The sequence below is a fragment of the Providencia sp. AGC89 genome (assembly GCF_053543535.1).
The window spans coordinates 89719-108231 of sequence record NZ_JBIXLP010000061.1 but is presented as its reverse complement, the minus strand read 5'-3'; the positions used below and the strand labels follow the sequence as shown (position 1 = coordinate 108231).

17 protein-coding genes are annotated in these 18513 nt (G+C 40.8%); 14 read left to right on the top strand and 3 right to left on the bottom strand.

Going from position 1 to position 18513, the window contains the following annotated elements; genetic code table 11:
• Window positions 1–4: 4 nt before the first annotated feature.
• From rseA to acpS, 10 genes are all read left to right on the top strand, one after another.
• Entirely contained in the window at window positions 5–634 is a 630-nt protein-coding gene (gene rseA / locus ACIPUA_RS11285) for an anti-sigma-E factor RseA (protein WP_042844719.1), read from the top strand.
• Window positions 634–1584 carry a sigma-E factor regulatory protein RseB gene (rseB, locus tag ACIPUA_RS11280; protein ID WP_042844718.1) on the top strand — a complete coding sequence of 317 codons (951 nt, stop codon included), beginning with the start codon at window positions 634–636 and terminating at the stop codon, window positions 1582–1584. The genes rseA and rseB overlap by 1 nt, the downstream gene beginning before the upstream one ends.
• A 3-nt stretch (window positions 1585–1587) precedes the next feature.
• The gene (gene rseC / locus ACIPUA_RS11275) at window positions 1588–2052 is read left to right on the top strand and encodes a SoxR-reducing system protein RseC (protein ID WP_042844716.1); all 465 of its coding nucleotides are present in this window, start codon (window positions 1588–1590) and stop codon (window positions 2050–2052) included.
• 394 nt (window positions 2053–2446) lie between these two features.
• Window positions 2447–4243: a translation elongation factor 4 gene (gene lepA / locus ACIPUA_RS11270; protein WP_042845371.1), complete on the top strand. Its 1797-nt coding sequence runs from the start codon at window positions 2447–2449 to the stop codon at window positions 4241–4243.
• Between the two features lie 17 nt (window positions 4244–4260).
• Window positions 4261–5226: a signal peptidase I gene (lepB, locus tag ACIPUA_RS11265; protein ID WP_042844715.1), complete on the top strand. Its 966-nt coding sequence runs from the start codon at window positions 4261–4263 to the stop codon at window positions 5224–5226.
• Window positions 5227–5528: 302 nt separating this feature from the next.
• Window positions 5529–6209, top strand: coding sequence for a ribonuclease III (gene rnc, locus ACIPUA_RS11260; protein WP_042844714.1), 681 nt, complete (start codon window positions 5529–5531; stop codon window positions 6207–6209).
• Entirely contained in the window at window positions 6206–7114 is a 909-nt protein-coding gene (gene era, locus ACIPUA_RS11255) for a GTPase Era (protein ID WP_042844713.1), read from the top strand. The genes rnc and era overlap by 4 nt, the downstream gene beginning before the upstream one ends.
• 11 nt (window positions 7115–7125) lie before the next feature.
• Window positions 7126–7854 (top strand): DNA repair protein RecO, encoded by a 729-nt coding sequence (gene recO, locus ACIPUA_RS11250; protein ID WP_042844712.1) that lies wholly within the window; start codon window positions 7126–7128, stop codon window positions 7852–7854.
• Between the two features lie 291 nt (window positions 7855–8145).
• A complete protein-coding gene (gene pdxJ, locus ACIPUA_RS11245; RefSeq protein WP_449059676.1) occupies window positions 8146–8877 on the top strand; it encodes a pyridoxine 5'-phosphate synthase in 732 nt (243 codons plus the stop codon).
• Window positions 8877–9263 (top strand): holo-ACP synthase, encoded by a 387-nt coding sequence (gene acpS, locus ACIPUA_RS11240; protein ID WP_042844709.1) that lies wholly within the window; start codon window positions 8877–8879, stop codon window positions 9261–9263. Before pdxJ ends, acpS begins: the two co-directional genes overlap by 1 nt.
• Window positions 9264–9346: 83 nt before the next feature.
• Here the strand turns inward: acpS and ACIPUA_RS11235 are convergent, their stop codons facing one another.
• Both ACIPUA_RS11235 and ACIPUA_RS11230 read right to left on the bottom strand, forming a co-directional pair.
• Complete coding sequence (locus ACIPUA_RS11235) at window positions 9347–9607, bottom strand: YfhL family 4Fe-4S dicluster ferredoxin (protein WP_042844708.1); 261 nt, start codon at window positions 9605–9607, stop codon at window positions 9347–9349.
• Between the two features lie 633 nt (window positions 9608–10240).
• The gene (locus tag ACIPUA_RS11230; protein ID WP_042844707.1) at window positions 10241–10519 is read right to left on the bottom strand and encodes a hypothetical protein; all 279 of its coding nucleotides are present in this window, start codon (window positions 10517–10519) and stop codon (window positions 10241–10243) included.
• A 177-nt stretch (window positions 10520–10696) separates the two neighbouring features.
• Here ACIPUA_RS11230 and ACIPUA_RS11225 point away from each other — a divergent pair, with 177 nt between their 5' ends.
• The 3 genes from ACIPUA_RS11225 to tadA all read left to right on the top strand — a co-directional run bounded on the left by ACIPUA_RS11225 (window position 10697) and on the right by tadA (window position 12592).
• Window positions 10697–11044, top strand: a complete 348-nt coding sequence (locus ACIPUA_RS11225; protein ID WP_042844706.1) for a hypothetical protein — start codon at window positions 10697–10699, stop codon at window positions 11042–11044.
• Window positions 11045–11359: 315 nt separating this feature from the next.
• Window positions 11360–12007 (top strand): leucine efflux protein LeuE, encoded by a 648-nt coding sequence (gene leuE / locus ACIPUA_RS11220; protein ID WP_449059675.1) that lies wholly within the window; start codon window positions 11360–11362, stop codon window positions 12005–12007.
• Window positions 12008–12100: 93 nt separating this feature from the next.
• Window positions 12101–12592, top strand: coding sequence for a tRNA adenosine(34) deaminase TadA (tadA, locus tag ACIPUA_RS11215; protein WP_042844704.1), 492 nt, complete (start codon window positions 12101–12103; stop codon window positions 12590–12592).
• A gap of 41 nt (window positions 12593–12633) precedes the next feature.
• Here the strand turns inward: tadA and mltF are convergent, their stop codons facing one another.
• Window positions 12634–14298 carry a membrane-bound lytic murein transglycosylase MltF gene (gene mltF, locus ACIPUA_RS11210; RefSeq protein ID WP_449059674.1) on the bottom strand — a complete coding sequence of 555 codons (1665 nt, stop codon included), beginning with the start codon at window positions 14296–14298 and terminating at the stop codon, window positions 12634–12636.
• Window positions 14299–14568: 270 nt separating this feature from the next.
• Here mltF and purL point away from each other — a divergent pair, with 270 nt between their 5' ends.
• Window positions 14569–18456, top strand: coding sequence for a phosphoribosylformylglycinamidine synthase (gene purL / locus ACIPUA_RS11205; protein ID WP_449059673.1), 3888 nt, complete (start codon window positions 14569–14571; stop codon window positions 18454–18456).
• Window positions 18457–18513 lie beyond the last annotated feature (57 nt).

Sequence of the window (18513 nt, the reverse complement as noted above, 5' to 3'; positions counted from 1 at the left end):
GGGCATGCAAAGAGAGAAACTTTCCGCAATGATGGATGGCGAAGTTCTAGATTTAGAACTTGTAAACGCCATTTCACGTGATTCAACGTTAAAGCAACGTTGGGAGAGCTATCATCTTATTCGTGATACTCTACGTAACGAAACTAGCGAGGTCATGCATTTTGATATTGCTAGTAAAGTTGCGGCAGCACTAGAGAATGAAGCTGTGCGTATTAATCCTCAGGTAGTTGTTGAATCGCAGCCTGAACCTGCGACTTGGGGAAGCTTCCCATTCTGGGGCAAAATTCGTCCTTGGGCGAGCCAATTAACCCAAATTGGTGTGGCAGCTTGTGTTTCATTGGCTGTGATTGTTGGTGTTCAACAATATAATCAAAGTGATGCTGTTGATTCACCAGTTGATGAGCCTATGTTTAACACAATTCCAGTAGGAAGTGGTGCGCCAGTAAGCTTAAATATATCTGATAATCAACTGTTTGGTAACGAGCAACAACTGCAACAAGTTGAGCAGCAAAATCAACGTATTAATGCAATGTTGCAGCAGTATGAAATTGAAAGACGCTCAATGTTGAATCAGAATCAGCAATATCAAGAACCTGCACAAGCTGCGTCTTCAGCAGGAGTTAAATTGCAATAATGAATAAATGGTTATCCGTCATCTGCCTGACGGGCAGCCTGATTGTTTCTAATCAAGCTTCGGCATCTGAACAAGATGCCGATGTTCTTTTTAAAGAAATGGGAAATGCTGCCCAAGCTCTCTCTTATGAAATGTCATTTGTGACATTTAACCCTCAATCAATTACTCCTGTACGTTATCGCCATACTATTATTGATGGTAAGCCTGTTTCTCAGATGATCCAGATGGATTCGTCACGACGTGAAATTGTGCAAAAAGGTGACAGCATTAGCTATTTTGAGCCAGGGTTTGATGCATTTAGCTTAAATGGCAAAAATATTGTTGATAACTTACCTTCGGTAATTTTTGCTAATTATCAACAAATTAAACCGTATTATAATTTTATTGATGCAGGGCGCACTCATATTGGTGACCGACCTGCATTAGTGATCCGCATAATATCGAAAGACAATTCACGTTTTAACTATGTAGTATTGATCGATGAAGAAACGAAATTACCATTACGTATCGATCTTCTCGATAATAATAGTCAAACACTTGAACAATTTCGTGTGATCTCAACGGTACTCGATAGCAAAACAGTGAAAGATTCGTTGCTTACCTTGAGCAAGGTAAATATGCCGCCTTTATTGATTTCGCCCAAAAATGGCAATCCCTCATTTAAGTGGCAAATCGGTATGTTGCCACCAGGCTTCGAAGAAATATCGCGCTCTTCACGTAAATTAGCTGAAGACGATATAGTCGAAACGGCGATGTTTAGTGATGGTCTATTTACCTTTTCTGTTAATGTGACAAAATCTGCAAAAGGCCCGTTGTTAGATCAACCCTTACAAAATGGGCGTCGGACAATTTATACGATGGCGCAAAAACAACATGTGGTCACTATCATCGGTGAATTACCGTTGGCAACCGCACAAGTCGTGGCGGGTAGTATTCAGTTCCGGGAGTAAGTTATGGTAAAAGAGTGGGCAACAGTAGTCCGTTGGCAAAACGGTAGGGCGTTATTGCGCTATGGTTCTTCATCTGGCTGTGGAAGTTGCGGTGCTCGTAAAACCTGTGGTTCTTACGCATTAAGTAAAATAGGGCCAAATACGGAACATGAATTAGAAATTGCGATTGAACAGCCACTGGTGGTAGGGCAAAAGATTGAGGTCGGTATTCCAGAAGGTAGCTTGATCCGCTCTGCACTATTAGTTTATTTAACGCCTATTTTAGGGTTATTTATTTTTGCAGGTCTAGCGCAATCATTTAGCTTAGAACAGTTTTGGATAGCTATGTCTGGTGTGGCTGGTGGTGTAATTGGCTTTTTTATAGCACGTAAGTTGGCGTCAAAATGGCGTGATGACGAAGCTTTTCAACCTGTGGTTTTACAAATTGGGTTACCTCCGACAGAGCTTTCGATACAAGTTAATTGCTAAATTTCAATGGCTTGTATTCGAAATATAAATTGGTACTATCACTAAAAAGGGAAACATGTAGTTTCCCTTTTGCGGTTTAAAGCTTATTAATAAATGGATGATTAGCAATTCATTGGCTTTTTAGATTATTTTGAGCAGGAATGAAAATAGTATAAGCACGGTGGTATAAAACAGTATATTTTACAGGGGAGTTAGCGATAAATTACGATAACTAACTTATTAACCTTATACAGGTTTACAGTTGTTTTACATTGAATCTTTGTGTTAGTGGGTTCTTGTATGTAAAATGCTGCTAATTAACAATCTTGTGATAATCATAGCATTTTAGTTTTGTCGCGATATTTGCACAAAGCTGATTTTGTAAGGCAATTTAAAAGAAGATATTACCTTGAAAATCAATAACATAAGAAACTTTTCTATCATTGCTCATATCGACCATGGTAAGTCTACCTTATCAGATCGTATTATTCAGATTTGTGGTGGTTTAACAGATCGTGAAATGGCGGCGCAGGTTTTAGACTCAATGGATTTAGAACGTGAGCGTGGGATCACCATTAAAGCACAGAGTGTTACACTCGATTATACCGCTGCGGATGGTGAAACATACCAATTAAATTTCATTGACACACCTGGCCACGTTGACTTCTCTTATGAAGTATCACGCTCATTAGCAGCATGTGAAGGTGCCCTGTTAGTGGTTGATGCAGGGCAGGGGGTTGAAGCTCAAACACTTGCAAACTGTTATACCGCTATTGAGATGGACCTAGAAGTTGTTCCTGTTTTGAACAAAATCGACTTGCCTGCGGCAGACCCTGAGCGTGTTGCGGATGAAATAGAAGATATCGTGGGGCTCGATGCACATGATGCTGTTCGCTGTTCAGCAAAAACAGGGATTGGCGTTCAAGATGTGATTGAGCGTCTGGTTAAAGAGATCCCCCCACCAGAAGGTGATGCGGATGCGCCTTTACAAGCCTTAATCATTGACTCATGGTTTGATAACTATTTAGGTGTTGTTTCATTGATCCGTATTAAAAACGGCTCCTTGAAAAAAGGCGATAAAATCAAAGTCATGAGTACAGGTCAAGTGTATAACGCTGACCGCCTTGGTATTTTTACACCGAAGCGAATTGACCGCGATGTATTAAATTGTGGTGAAGTAGGCTGGTTAGTATGTGCGATTAAGGATATCACTGGGGCACCAGTAGGTGATACTTTAACAGGTGCTCGTAATCCTGCTGAAAAAGCGCTGCCTGGCTTTAAAAAAGTAAAACCACAGGTTTATGCAGGTTTATTCCCTGTAAGCTCTGATGACTATGAAGCTTTCCGTGACGCCCTTGGTAAACTTAGCCTGAATGATGCATCATTATTCTATGAGCCAGAAACGTCTACGGCACTCGGTTTTGGTTTCCGTTGTGGTTTCCTTGGCTTATTACACATGGAAATCATCCAAGAGCGTTTAGAGCGTGAATACGACCTTGACCTGATTACTACTGCACCAACGGTAGTGTATGAAGTAAAACAAACCAACGGTGAAATTGTGTATGTAGATAGCCCTTCGAAGCTACCTGCATTGAATAATATTGAAGAACTGCGTGAGCCAATTGCAGAATGTCACATGCTGATGCCTAAAGAGTATTTAGGTAATGTGATTACATTGTGTGTTGAGAAACGTGGTGTTCAGACCAATATGGTCTATCATGGTAATCAAGTATCGCTTACTTATGATATTCCAATGTCTGAAGTTGTTCTGGACTTCTTCGATCGTTTGAAATCAACCTCTCGTGGTTATGCATCGTTGGATTACGCATTTAAACGTTTCCAACCATCGGATATGGTGCGGGTCGATGTTCTTATTAACAACGAACGTGTTGATGCCCTCGCCTTGATTACTCACCGCGGAAATTCACAACATCGTGGGCGTGAACTTGTCGAAAAAATGAAAGAACTAATACCTCGCCAACAATTTGATATTGCGATTCAGGCGGCGATTGGTAACCATATTATTGCTCGTTCTACAGTTAAACAACTACGTAAAAACGTGCTTGCCAAGTGTTATGGCGGTGACGTTAGCCGTAAGAAGAAACTGTTACAGAAGCAAAAGGATGGTAAGAAGCGGATGAAACAAGTAGGTAATGTTGAATTACCACAAGAAGCGTTTCTTGCTATATTGCATGTTGGTAAAGACAACTAAGTTTACAAGGAGACTCAATGGCTAACACCTTTGCCTTGATCCTAACACTGGCAACATTAATCACAGGGATTATATGGTGTTTAGACAAGTTTAAATTTGCACCTGCTCGTAAAGCGAAGCTAAAGCAATTACAGGATGCGACTAACGGTGCAGTGAGTGAAGCGGATGTTGCGAATGCAGTTCGCCGTCCTTCATGGCTTGAAACAGGGTCATCTATTTTCCCTGTGTTAGCTATTGTGCTGGTTGTCCGCTCATTTATTTATGAGCCATTCCAAATACCTTCAGGGTCAATGATGCCAACTTTATTAGTTGGCGACTTTATGTTGGTTGAGAAATTTGCTTATGGGCTAAAAGACCCAATTACGCAGACGACATTAATCGAAACTGGTAAACCTAAACGTGGTGATATTGCGGTATTTAAATACCCGAAAGATCCAAATGTTGATTTTGTAAAACGTGTGATTGGTATGCCTGGGGATAAAATCGTTTATAACCCAGATGCGAAAGAACTGACTATTTACCCAAATTGTGCTGATAACAAGTGCACGGAAAAACTCCCTATTACTTATGGTCCATTGGCACCGAGTGAATGGACGATGTTTTTTGATGTTGATTCTGTTGTTGACAGCCAAAAGGGTAATTATGAAATCCCATTGGACGAAGCATTACCTAGAAATGCACTGCGCCAGTATGAGCGTAGCGAAAAATTAGGCACTGTTGAGCATCAAATCCTAATTATTCGCCAAGCTATTACTGAAGCAAGGTATTTGCAACCGGGTATGCCAAAGAATGAATGGATTGTGCCTGAAAAGCATTATTTTATGATGGGTGACAATAGGGACAACAGTTCAGATAGCCGTATGTGGGGCTTTGTTCCTGAAGAAAACCTAGTTGGTCGAGCTGTGTTTATTTGGTTAAGTTTGGATAAACAAGAAAACGAATGGCCTACAGGTATTCGCTTTAGCCGAATTGGTCCACTATAATCTTATTAATTGGATCTGCCAAACGGTGGTTGTGCGGGTTTTCATTTGAAAATCCGCATAATCCGAAGCATTATTATTTTACCCAGTGTACAATATAGTTTAATTAATATTATTGGCTCTCCAATTATTAACCCTCCTTTATAATGCATGGTAACTAATGGTATTTTATAATTAGTTCTACTGAGCTGTATAAAATGTGGGTTGACTCGGGAGTCAGTGCAAACGCAACAGTTTTGTAAAATGGCTTATTTTACAGGTCTGTTGCGTGTGCTTTTTTATCAAATAAAAATGGTTGGGCGCACATGAACCCCTCTTTACTAGAAAGATTACAGCGTAAGCTTGGTTATCAATTCAATCAAAATGAGTTATTAATCCAAGCCTTAACACATAGAAGCGCAAGCAGCAAACACAATGAGCGCCTAGAATTTCTAGGGGACTCAATATTAAGTTTTGTTATTGCAAATGACTTATATCATCGTTTCCCTAAAGTGGATGAAGGTGATATGAGCCGAATGCGAGCAACACTTGTGCGTGGAAATACATTAGCGGAAATTGCCCGTGAATTTGAACTCGGTGAATGCTTGCGTTTAGGGCCGGGGGAATTAAAAAGCGGTGGGTTTCGTCGCGAATCTATCCTTGCTGATACTGTTGAAGCACTGATCGGTGGTATTTTTTTAGATAGTGATATTCAAACGATCGAAAGAATTATTTTAGATTGGTATCAAAGTAGACTGGATGAAATCAGTCCGGGTGATAAACAAAAAGACCCGAAAACAAGGTTACAAGAATATCTGCAAGGGCGTCATTTACCATTACCTAACTATCTAGTTGTTCAGGTAAAAGGTGAAGCTCACGATCAAGAATTTACGATCCACTGTCAAGTCAGCGGTATTGAACAGCCTATTAATGGGGTTGGGTCAAGTCGCCGTAAAGCAGAGCAAGCCGCCGCAGAGCAAGCATTGAAAATTTTGGAGCTTGAATGAGTGAATTACAATCCCACTGTGGCTTTGTGGCTATAGTTGGGCGGCCAAATGTTGGTAAATCAACATTATTAAATCAATTACTGGGGCAAAAAGTTTCGATTACATCGAGAAAGCCTCAGACGACTCGCCATCGTATTATGGGGATCCATACAGAAGATAATTACCAAATTATTTATGTAGATACTCCAGGGTTACATATTGAAGAAAAACGAGCTATTAACCGTTTAATGAATCGAGCCGCATCGAGCTCAATTGGTGACGTGGAATTAGTTATTTTTGTGGTTGAAGGCACTAATTGGACGCCTGATGATGAAATGGTATTGACTAAGCTATCTAGCTTACGTTGCCCTGTTATTTTAGCGATCAATAAAATTGATAATGTGGTCGATAAAACGATATTGTTGCCGCATATCGGTATGATTAGCCAGAAAATGAACTTTTTGGATGTTGTTCCTATCAGTGCGGAGAAAGGCACGGGTGTAGATACAATTGCTAAGATTGTGAAGCAACATATACCTGAAGCGACTCACCATTTCCCTGAGGACTATATCACCGACCGTTCCCAGCGTTTTATGGCATCGGAAATCATCCGTGAAAAGCTAATGCGTTTTCTTGGGGATGAATTGCCGTACTCAGTGACTGTAGAAATTGAACAATTTAAAGTGACGGATTCGGGTATATATCATATCAATGGGTTGATTCTGGTTGAGCGAGAAGGCCAGAAGAAAATGGTGATTGGTAACAAAGGTAGCAAACTGAAAACCATTGGTACTGAAGCGCGTATTGATATGGAAAGAATGTTTGATAATAAAGTACACCTTGAGCTTTGGGTTAAAGTTAAATCTGGTTGGGCTGATGACGAAAGAGCATTGCGCAGCCTTGGTTATGTCGACGACCTCAAATAATTGGTGGCAGAATGAGTGGTTGGCAACGTGCGTTTGTACTCCATTCAAGGCCTTACAGTGAGACAAGCTTATTACTTGATTTTTTCACTGAAGGTGAAGGGAAAATTCGCTTGCTTGCGAAAGGTGCTCGCCGTAACCGCTCACCATTAAGAGGCTGTTTACAGCCTTTCACACCTTTGCTGATCCGTTGGGGAGGCAAAGGTGAAATCAAAACACTCATTAATGCTGACCCTGTTTCCTTGGCTTTACCTTTAACGGGGACGGTTTTATATAGCGGTTTATACCTTAATGAATTAACCGCTCGAGTATTAGAATTTGGCACACCTTATTCAGCCTTATTTTTTGATTACCTTTCTTGTTTGCAAATACTCGCAGCAAGTGAACAGACCCCAGAATTTGCTTTACGCCAATTTGAATTGGCGCTGCTTTCCTACCTTGGTTATGGGGTGGATTTTCTACACTGTGCAGGCAGTGGAGAACCAGTTTCCGATACTATGACTTACCGTTACCGTGAAGAAAAAGGTTTTATTGGTAGTTTAATTGTTGACCAGCTCAGTTTCACAGGTAAGCAACTTAAAGCACTGGCTAGTAGAGAATTCCCAGATGCTGATACATTGAAAGCAGCCAAACGCTTCACTCGCATTGCCCTTAAACCCTACTTAGGTGGAAAGCCCTTAAAAAGCCGCGAGCTATTTCGCCAATTTACCTACTCGCCTAAAGTGCAGAATAAGCCCAATTAAATATATTGTTATTTTAATGATTGAATGACCCCATATATTAAATATATTGATTATGGTTATTCGCCCCTTTTTTATTATTTTTACTGAAAGTCTTCGCTTTGAACAACGTGAATTTATCATTTCAATAAAATTCTACGAAGCGCTTCGCAAAATAAAAGTGTAACCATTGAAATAGGGCAATTAAGCTGGAATTCACCTCGAATGATGAGAGATTTATTCCCTCAAGATGGCAAATTACAGTAGGATAGAAGGGAGAGTTGTTTGTTATCGTTTATTTATTGGGAGAAAAAAATGGCTGAGCTTTTGTTAGGTGTAAATATTGACCACATTGCAACTGTTAGGAATGCAAGAGGCACTCAATATCCCGACCCTGTACAAGCTGCTTTTGTCGCTGAGCAAGCAGGGGCTGATGGCATCACGGTGCATTTACGTGAAGATCGTCGCCATATTACCGATAGAGATGTCGCCCTTTTAAATGAAACCATTCAAACTCGAATGAATCTTGAAATGGCAGTAACGGATGAAATGGTTGGGATAGCCTGCCGTATTAAACCTGCATTTTGTTGCTTAGTCCCTGAAAAACGTGAAGAAGTCACCACTGAAGGTGGCTTGGATGTCGCAGGTCAAAAACAAAAAATAGCTGATGCCGTTAAGCGCCTTTCTGAAGCGGGTATTTTAGTTTCATTATTTATTGATGCAGATCACGAGCAAATCGATGCGGCACAAGAGTGTGGGGCACCATTTATTGAGATCCATACTGGGGCTTATGCAGATGCGAAAACAGAACAAGAGCAAGAGTTAGAATTTCGTCGTATTCGTGATGGTGTGGTATATGCCGCAGGTAAAGGTATTAAAGTGAATGCAGGTCACGGGTTGACTTACCATAATGTTCAGCGTATTGCCCAATTACCGGAAATTTATGAGCTAAATATTGGTCATGCAATCATTGGTCGTGCTTTATTTAGCGGGTTAGCACAAGCCGTTGCTGATATGAAAAAAATATTATTAGAAGCGCGTAAATAATGGCGATTGTAGGGTTAGGTACAGATATTGTTGAAATAGCACGCATTGAGTCTGCAATTGAACGCACAGGTGACAGCCTAGCGAACAGGATACTGACAGAAAGCGAGTTCGTTCAATACCAAAAACAATCAAAGCCAGCGCGTTTTTTGGCAAAACGTTTTGCAGTCAAAGAGGCTGCTGCAAAAGCATTAGGCACAGGAATACGCAATGGTTTAGCATTTACCCAATTCGAAGTGACAAATGATAAATTGGGTAAGCCATTACTTAATTTAAATGGCGCTGCGCTGGAACTTGCAGGTAGCTTAAAAGCAACACATTTCCATGTTTCGATTACAGACGAACGCCACTATGCCGCTGCTACAGTCATTATTGAAAGTAATCTTTAAATAATGCTATGCCTAGCTGCCAGAAAATCTACTGGCAGCTTTCTAAGCATTAAAGCTCAATAGCGAGGGGAGGTTAATTGGGGTTAAATTTTATCAGCGTGGTGAATTGCAACAAATTTGTCCCATAACTGTTCTTCAGTTTCAATATGTTGAGGGTCGGTGATGATTGTGTTTGTTATCGGGCAGACAGATTGACACGTAGGTTTGTCATAATGGCCTACGCATTCAGTACACAGGCTGGAGTCAATTTCATAAATTTCATCGCCCATAAAAATTGCATCATTTGGGCATTCTGGCTCACACATATCGCAGTTGATACATTTTTTAGTAATTAATAATGACATATCAATAATTTACACTTAAATAAGTTAATAATTAGCAACTTATACCTTGCACTTATTCGTTACTTTCGTCTGGTATTTGTGATTTTATACAGTATATTTCATATTGAAAAATCTAAATTCGTAACACAAAACTCAACGCATCCCTTTTTATAGCTTAGAAAATACCTAGTGAGTGCACTTAAAGTAGAGTGCTTTGTTATATAGGGGCATTTCAATGTCAGTAATGTCGGATAAAGCAACACAAAACTTAAAATCACCATCAGTTGATGAATATTTAGGTGCTTTACTGCGCTAGGAGCCATGCAAGCCCACTTATACAAGTACACACATGAGGTTTGTATTACTGCCGCTAAAATCATTTTAAATCATCTTAACAAGCTACGTCGATCTAAATACGAAGAATCACACTATCTATGCATTGATTTCAGTGAAGCAGGTAAGGTTACTATATATGCGGAGCTTCTGAAACAGATGAATTTAAAAGGTAGTAAGTTAGGCGAGTCTCTGTCAATTGTGTGAGAAAAAACAAAACTAATCAGAATAATGCTGGCATGACTAAAAGATAAAGTGAACCTGCTTTGGCAGGTTTTTGTTGCCCAAGCCATTGATGATCTAGCTAGCTTGGGCAATAAATTATTTATTCGATTCTATTTTCTTATCCTGCTCATATAACTTAGCGCCTTTAGCTCGAAGTTCTCCATCGACAATTTCGATAGAATCAGCTTCTACAATAATTTTTTCCTGTGGTTCATTGCTAGATTGCTTCCCGTTTAATTTGATAGTGATTTCAGGAGCATTGATAACACCCTCTTTGACTTCTACCGATTCAGATGAAGTTTGTATGGAATTGGCCATAGCGAACGTAGATAGTGTGACTGAAATTACAGCTAAAGGTGCAATATATTTGCGCATAAAAAAACACTCCATTGTGATGTATAAAACGGGATGCTATCAAATGAAGGTTAAATGGGTTACAAGTTATGTAAAGGTAGTTAGTTTAAGTGTGTCTAGCGAAACTCGGCAGGTTTGCTTCAATTTGCATTTCCTCTACGCTAACATCACTGAAATTAATTAATGGGATGGTGTGAGATGAAAAGGATACTAGCAGTTGTGTTGTTCATATGTTTTCAATCGTCTGTAATGGCGACTACCTACAGCTTGGATGAACTACAGGCGATGTTAGATAACAATAAAAAGCCAGAAGTAGTAAGCCCTTATAAGCAACTCATAAAAGTTAAAGGGCTAGGTGATTTTAAATCTTGCAAAGAGTGGCAAAAAGAACAATTAATACCTTATGCTGTGTATCCACAGAAAATAGGGGCTTCAATGGAGAAGTTATATTCTATTAGGGTGTTGATGGAGGATAGAACACTAACATTCAATTGTATTGATCTGGACAATGTGTCCGGTACTATAAATGAAGCAATGTACAAGTAATTTAGCCCTTACCTGTTGTCAGGTATTTCACTCAAATTTGAGGGACTGCTTACTCATAATCTATGCTCCTTTATCTGACGAAGTGGCTAAAGTTATTAATTATGAGGAACGACCTCCCCTAAATAACTTGTTATGCATGAAGTAGTTATTGATATATCGCCAATTAAATTGCTGATAAAAATTGAGTTGAATTATTAACCTTGAATGTAAAAGAAAATTAAGTGATTAATATTTACCGATAACATTCACTTGAATAAATATTTTCAGATAACAAAAGTTATGGTAGTAATAATAAAAAATTATTAGGGTATGGCTATGTTTGAAAACCTAGGTGTATTGAATTTTTGGACGTATTTGGCAGGGTTAATATTAATTATCATTGTACCGGGGCCAAACTCGCTTTATGTATTAAAAACAAGTACATCACATGGTACTCGAGCAGGGTACCGCGCTGCAATAGGGGTATTTACTGGGGATGCAATCCTGATTTTCCTTTCTTTTATTGGTGTCGCATCACTGATTAAAGCATCACCGACTCTATTCACCATTGTTCGTTACTTAGGGGCTGCTTATTTATTGTATTTAGGCTGCAAAATTTTGTATGCTACTTTTTTACAAAAGAAATCAATGTCTTCTGAACAAAGTACGATAGAAATTAAAGCTGAGAAATATTTCACTCGGGCTTTAGTACTCAGTTTAACTAACCCTAAGGCCATTTTATTTTATATTTCATTTTTTATTCAGTTTATAGATTTTAATTATTCTCATGCATGGGTACCTTACTTGGTATTAGCCACCATTTTGGAAGCTGTTAGCTTTTTATATCTGAGCTTACTGATTTTTAGTGGTTACTTAATTGCGCGTTTTTTACGTGAAAAACAAGTGCTGGCGAAGTTAGGAAACTATACGGTTGGGGCGTTCTTCATGGGGTTTGCCGCAAAATTAGCTATTTTTAGCAATTAGCTGAAGATGATACGGGTGTCGACTATTTCAAATTGCAGTCACTCTAACATTTCGGGATAATCAATACATAAAATGTATTGAACAGAGGTAAGAGTGACGCAAATAGAAATTGATGAGTTTTGGATGCAACAAGCCCTAGAGCTAGCGTTGAAAGCGCAAGAGATAGGCGAAATCCCGGTGGGGGCGTTACTTGTTAAAGATAATCAACTAATTGCTTCAGGCTGGAATCGTTCCATTATTGACCACAACCCGACAGCCCATGCTGAAATTATTGCTTTGCAACAAGCAGGGCAAGCTCTGAGCAACTACCGTTTATTAGATACCACATTATATGTCACATTAGAGCCTTGCATCATGTGTGCAGGAGCGATAATTCACAGCCGAATTGGTCGTGTCGTGTATGGCGCTAAAGATTTTAAAACAGGGGCTTGTGGTTCTTATATTAATATTATGGGGCAAGCTGGGTTAAATCATTATGTGGATGTGACTGGCGGAGTCTTAGCCGAAAAGTGTTCTTCAATGCTTAGTGCTTTTTTTAAAATGCGCAGAGAGCAGAAAAAAGCACAAAAGCGTCAACAGAGTTAGCGGTGTTATTTCACTATCCGATTTGCTATTAATTCGTAGGTTTAAAGCGGGTTATCTGGGGATTTAAGTGGTGGAACTGGCACTGGGTTATCAGTCTCTGTTTCATCTTGTAATGAATAAGGCGAAATCAAATAATGGCCTAAGGATAGCTTTTCCATGTTATGGATTTTAGGTGTTTGGTTAGAGGAGCTCATCGCCCCCAGGTTTTTAATGCTAACTTTTTCTGTAGTAGGTGACTGATTTTCAGTTGGGTTAGCCCCTGTAGTTTTTAAGTTATCAGGCGAAATCAAGTAAGTTAATGACTTTTGAGCAATATCAAGCGTATGTTGTTTTCTTTCTCGGCTTTGCAAATAACCGACTAGGCTTTGATGATATCGACGAATATTTTCAACATAGCGATAAGCCTCATGCCCACGAGCATAGCCATAGGTTAGCTGTGAATAATATTTCTTTTGGGTCAGTAATGGTAACCGTGCTTTAACATCAAACCACCGATTTGGGTCCCCACCTAGCATTTCCGTTAGTTTACGCACATCCTGCATATGGCCATATCCCATATTATAAGCTGAAAGAGCGAACCAAATTCGGTCATCTTCTGCGATGGTTTCGGGTAACCGGTCCATTATATAAGCAATATAAGCAGCACCGCCTTTAATACTTTCTTCTGCGTCTAACCTATCGGCAATTCCCATCGTTGCTGCCGTTGGCTTTGTTAACATCATTAAGCCACGAACCCCGGTAGGAGAAGTTGCAAGGGGGTCCCAGTGAGATTCTTGCCATGCAATTGCTGCGAGTAGTTTCCAATCTATCTGTTGGGCATATTTTTCAAATAAAGGTTGGTAGTCAGGTAGTTTATTATCGATAGCTTTAATAAATGCCATGGTATCAAAGTAATCGAATGACTCTACGTGGCTAAAATACTTTTCATTTAACCGTGCTAATAATTCACTTTCATTGCTGAGATTGAAAAAGTCCAGTAATGCGGCATCTAAGCTATTTTCTTGACTACGTCGCATATACCAGGTAACAGCATGGTCATCTAATAGGTCAAAAGCGACAGCAATTTGAGGATGGATGCGCTGCTGTAAAGCGATGGCGATAGAATCTTCTAGTGTATAATCGATTTCACCATCAGCTAGCATCTCAAGTATTTGATTTGTAGTATATTGAGATGTTTCTTCCCATTTTAGATTTGGGTATTCCTTAGCAAGCTCCTTTAGCGTGCTAGCATGGGCGGTACCAGAGGTGACCAGTAGTTTGCCATCAATATCATTGAAAGATTTTGGCCTCGTGGTTCCCTTTCTATATACGAGTTGCTGGGTGACATTAAGGTAACTTGGCCCAGTTTTAGTTTTTGCTAACCTTTCTTTATTATAAAGTAGCCCAGCGACAGCGATATCTGCATCCCCATTTTCAAGATCATCAAAAATCTGCTCAAAATTTGGGCGAATGGTGATTTTTAGTTTAACACCAAGATATGAGGCAAACCCTTGGGCGAGTTCATAGTCAAATCCGCGCAACTGTTTTTGCTCATCTATATAGATAAGTGGTGAGCTAACAGCACTAATACGTAATTCACCTTGAGATATAATTCTATTAATTTGTGAATCTTGTGTATTTGGCCAACGGACGTTAAAACCAATGACCATTGTAGCCAGTAGCGTGATAACTAGGATGATTAGATAGTTAACTTTTAAGTTATTCAAATAATAGTTTCTCGTGCATTAACTGGTGCTGGTATACCTAAAAAGAGTATGGCTAAGTAATGGTTATAATTCCAGTGGTTGGCTATTTTGCTCAACAATCAAGATCGGTGCAACCTATATTATCGTATTTAGCACATAATAATATTTAACTAACCGCTTCATTTTTAATCACGCAAACGGTTTCGTATTGATGAACATTGCTCTATAATGTCCTTCGGTTTCCCTGCTTTCATGTTCAGGGCTGGCGTTTAAAAGAGAGAAATTAAGACTATGGAAATTTTGCGTGGTTCACCTGCTCTATCAGCATTTCGTATTACCCGCCTTTTGGCGCTGTTCGCAGAAAAACAGCTCCCTGTTACGGATATTTATGCTGAATATATGCACTTTGCTGAGCTGTCAGCGCCGTTAAGTGAAAGTGAGCAAGGCAAACTGAGCAGTTTGTTAAAGTATGGTCCTTCTCTGGCGGAGCATGACCCATTCGGTAAGCTGATTCTAGTGACCCCACGTCCGGGGACGATTTCTCCATGGTCTTCTAAAGCAACGGATATCGCGCATAACTGCGGTCTTACTCAAGTGAAACGTATTGAACGCGGAATTGCTTACTATGTTCAAGGGGACAACTTAACCCAAGAACAATGGCATGATGTAATCACTATTTTGCATGACCGCATGATGGAAACTATTTTTTCTTCTTTTGAACAAGCCAGTGCGTTGTTTGCGCAGCAACAACCAGCTCCCATGAAAGTGGTTGATATTATTGCTGGTGGACGCCTTGCATTAGAAACAGCAAATAAAGAAATGGGGTTAGCATTGGCTGATGATGAAATAGATTATCTGCTAAATGCTTTTACAGGCTTGAAGCGTAACCCAACAGACGTTGAATTATATATGTTTGCACAAGCAAACTCAGAACACTGCCGCCATAAAATTTTTAACGCAGATTGGGTTATTGACGGTGAAGAACAGCCGAAATCGCTGTTTAAAATGATTAAAAATACCTTTGAGAAAACACCTGATCACGTTTTATCTGCATATAAAGATAATGCTGCGGTAATGGAAGGCTCATCAGTTGGCCGCTTCTTCCCTGATCCAGAAGGGCGCACTTATCGTTATCATCAAGAAGATGCACATATTTTAATGAAAGTAGAGACACACAACCACCCAACGGCAATCTCTCCGTGGCCTGGTGCTGCAACAGGGTCTGGTGGTGAAATTCGTGATGAAGGGGCCACAGGTCGTGGTGCAAAACCAAAAGCAGGCTTAGTTGGTTTTTCTGTTTCTAACTTACGAATTCCGGGCTTTGAACAGCCATGGGAAGAGGATTTCGGTAAACCTGAGCGGATTGTTACTGCGCTGGACATTATGATGGAAGGGCCTCTTGGGGGGGCGGCATTTAATAATGAGTTTGGCCGTCCTGCGTTATTGGGTTACTTCCGTACCTATGAAGAAAAAGTTAACAGCCATAATGGTGAAGAATTACGAGGCTACCACAAACCAATTATGCTAGCGGGCGGTATTGGTAATATCCGAGCGGACCATGTTCAAAAAGGTGAGATCACCGTAGGTGCTAAATTAGTAGTACTTGGCGGCCCTTCCATGAATATTGGTTTAGGGGGAGGTGCTGCATCATCTATGGCGTCAGGTCAATCCGATGCTGATTTAGATTTTGCCTCCGTGCAACGTGATAATGCAGAGATGGAGCGTCGCTGCCAAGAGGTTATCGATAGGTGTTGGCAGCTTGGTGATGATAACCCAATCTTATTTATTCATGATGTGGGCGCTGGTGGTCTGTCAAATGCTATGCCTGAGCTAGTCAGTGATGGGGGCCGTGGAGGTCGCTTTGAACTGCGTAAAATCCTCAATGATGAGCCGGGAATGAGCCCATTAGAAGTGTGGTGTAATGAGTCACAAGAACGCTATGTTATGGCTGTTTCACCAGAACAGCTTCCTGTATTTACGGCAATTTGTGAGCGTGAGCGTGCGCCATTTGCAGTGATTGGTGAAGCAACAGAAGAACGCCATTTAACGCTAAATGACCAGCATTTTAATAATCAACCTATTGATATGCCGTTGGATGTGCTACTGGGTAAAACGCCGAAAATGCTTAGGGATGTGAAAACCCTGAAAGCAGAAGCCGATGCATTAGATAGAACAACGATTAACCTAAATGAAGCGGTTAAACGTGTACTTCATTTACCTGCGGTGGCTGAGAAAACGTTCTTAATTACGATTGGTGACCGTACCGTTACCGGGATGGTCGCTCGCGACCAAATGGTCGGGCCATGGCAGATCCCTGTTGCAGATTGCGCAGTAACAACAGCAAGCTTAGATAGCTACTATGGTGAGTCGATGTCTATCGGCGAAAGAACGCCGGTAGCACTATTAGATTTCGCGGCCTCTGCACGTATGGCTGTCGGTGAAGCGTTAACAAATATCGCCTGTTCTTACGTTCAAGATTTAAAACGCGTCAAATTGTCAGCAAACTGGATGGCGGCAGCAGGGCATCCAGGGGAAGATGCTGGGTTATATGAAGCGGTTAAAGCCGTCGGTGAAGAGCTTTGCCCTGCATTAGGGTTAACCATCCCTGTTGGTAAAGACTCAATGTCAATGAAAACACGTTGGCAGCATGAGGGTGAGGAACGTGAAATGACGTCACCACTCTCATTGGTGATCACTGCATTTGGGCGTGTAGAAGATGTGCGTTTAACAGTGACTCCTGAATTAAAAACATCGACAGATAACGCATTATTATTGATTGACCTTGGTCAAGGCCACAATGCATTAGGTGGTTCTGCACTCGCACAGGTTTATCGCCAATTAGGCAACAAAGCCCCTGATGTACGCAGCCCTGAGTTGCTGCTCGGCTTCTTTAATACTGTGCAGAAATTATTATCAGAGCAAAAATTACTCGCTTATCACGACCGTTCAGATGGCGGTTTGTTTGTCACATTAGCGGAAATGGCTTTTGCAGGGCACTGTGGGATCAATGTTGATATTAGCTCATTCGATGAAGACACTCTTGCCGCGTTATTCAATGAAGAACTTGGAGCTGTGATCCAAATTAATGGCGCGGATAAATCTTATGTAGAAGAATGCTTTGCTCAGGCTGGCTTGGCCTCTTGTGTTCATTATTTGGGGACGGCGACGCAAGATGATGCGGTGATAATTAATAGTCGCGATACGGTGGTTTATCATGGCTCTTGTAGCCAACTGCGCCAATGGTGGGCTGAAACAACATGGCAAATGCAACGTCTGCGTGATAACGAAGTGTGTGCTGATGAAGAGCACGCGATGAAACAAGATGACCAAGACCCTGGTTTACATGCTCATCTGACTTTTGATATTGAAGATGACGTCGCCGCGCCATATATTTTATCAGGTGTACGTCCAAAAGTGGCGGTATTGCGCGAACAAGGTGTTAACTCTCATGTTGAAATGGCAGCCGCTTTTGACCGTGCAGGTTTTGATGCGGTTGATGTTCATATGAGTGACTTGTTAGCGGGGAATTTATCCCTGAGTCAATTCCAAACACTGGTAGCTTGTGGCGGCTTCTCTTATGGTGATGTATTAGGGGCGGGGGAAGGTTGGGCAAAATCAATTTTGTTCAATAATAAAGTTCGTGATGAGTTTGCGGCATTCTTTAATCGTCCTGATACCTTATCCTTAGGGGTCTGTAATGGTTGCCAAATGATGTCAAACTTACATGAGCTGATCCCAGGAGCAGAGTACTGGCCACGTTTTGTTCGTAACCGTTCAGAACGTTTTGAAGCCCGCTTTAGTTTAGTTGAAATTGCGAATAGCCCGTCATTATTGCTGCAAAATATGGCTGGCTCTCGCATGGCGATAGCGGTTTCTCATGGCGAGGGGCAGGTAGAGGCTCGTGGTGCGACACATTTACAGCAGTTAGAAGACAATGGGCTAGTAGCCATGCGTTTTGTGAATAATTATGGTCAAGTGACTGAGCAGTATCCAGCTAACCCGAATGGGTCAGTTAATGGGATCACTTCGGTTACCACAAAAGATGGGCGAGCCACTATTATGATGCCTCACCCAGAGCGTGTTTTCCGTACGGTGAGTAACTCATGGCACCCTGAAAACTGGGGAGAAGATAGCCCATGGATGCGAATTTTCCGTAATGCACGTAAACAATTAGGTTAATAGTTAATTAAGGTTGTTTATCAGGCCAGTTGATTTTTCTTCTGGCCTGTTTTTTTA

What these genes read in the sequence shown, in the direction of transcription:
- rseA (WP_042844719.1), top strand. Translation starts at nt 5, where the DNA reads ATGCAAAGAGAGAAACTTTCCGCAATGATGGATGGCGAAGTTCTAGAT.
- rseB (WP_042844718.1), top strand. Translation starts at nt 634, where the DNA reads ATGAATAAATGGTTATCCGTCATCTGCCTGACGGGCAGCCTGATTGTT.
- rseC (WP_042844716.1), top strand. Translation starts at nt 1,588, where the DNA reads ATGGTAAAAGAGTGGGCAACAGTAGTCCGTTGGCAAAACGGTAGGGCG.
- lepB (WP_042844715.1), top strand. Translation starts at nt 4,261, where the DNA reads ATGGCTAACACCTTTGCCTTGATCCTAACACTGGCAACATTAATCACA.
- rnc (WP_042844714.1), top strand. Translation starts at nt 5,529, where the DNA reads ATGAACCCCTCTTTACTAGAAAGATTACAGCGTAAGCTTGGTTATCAA.
- era (WP_042844713.1), top strand. Translation starts at nt 6,206, where the DNA reads ATGAGTGAATTACAATCCCACTGTGGCTTTGTGGCTATAGTTGGGCGG.
- recO (WP_042844712.1), top strand. Translation starts at nt 7,126, where the DNA reads ATGAGTGGTTGGCAACGTGCGTTTGTACTCCATTCAAGGCCTTACAGT.
- pdxJ (WP_449059676.1), top strand. Translation starts at nt 8,146, where the DNA reads ATGGCTGAGCTTTTGTTAGGTGTAAATATTGACCACATTGCAACTGTT.
- acpS (WP_042844709.1), top strand. Translation starts at nt 8,877, where the DNA reads ATGGCGATTGTAGGGTTAGGTACAGATATTGTTGAAATAGCACGCATT.
- ACIPUA_RS11235 (WP_042844708.1), bottom strand. Translation starts at nt 9,607, where the DNA reads ATGTCATTATTAATTACTAAAAAATGTATCAACTGCGATATGTGTGAG.
- ACIPUA_RS11230 (WP_042844707.1), bottom strand. Translation starts at nt 10,519, where the DNA reads ATGCGCAAATATATTGCACCTTTAGCTGTAATTTCAGTCACACTATCT.
- ACIPUA_RS11225 (WP_042844706.1), top strand. Translation starts at nt 10,697, where the DNA reads ATGAAAAGGATACTAGCAGTTGTGTTGTTCATATGTTTTCAATCGTCT.
- leuE (WP_449059675.1), top strand. Translation starts at nt 11,360, where the DNA reads ATGTTTGAAAACCTAGGTGTATTGAATTTTTGGACGTATTTGGCAGGG.
- purL (WP_449059673.1), top strand. Translation starts at nt 14,569, where the DNA reads ATGGAAATTTTGCGTGGTTCACCTGCTCTATCAGCATTTCGTATTACC.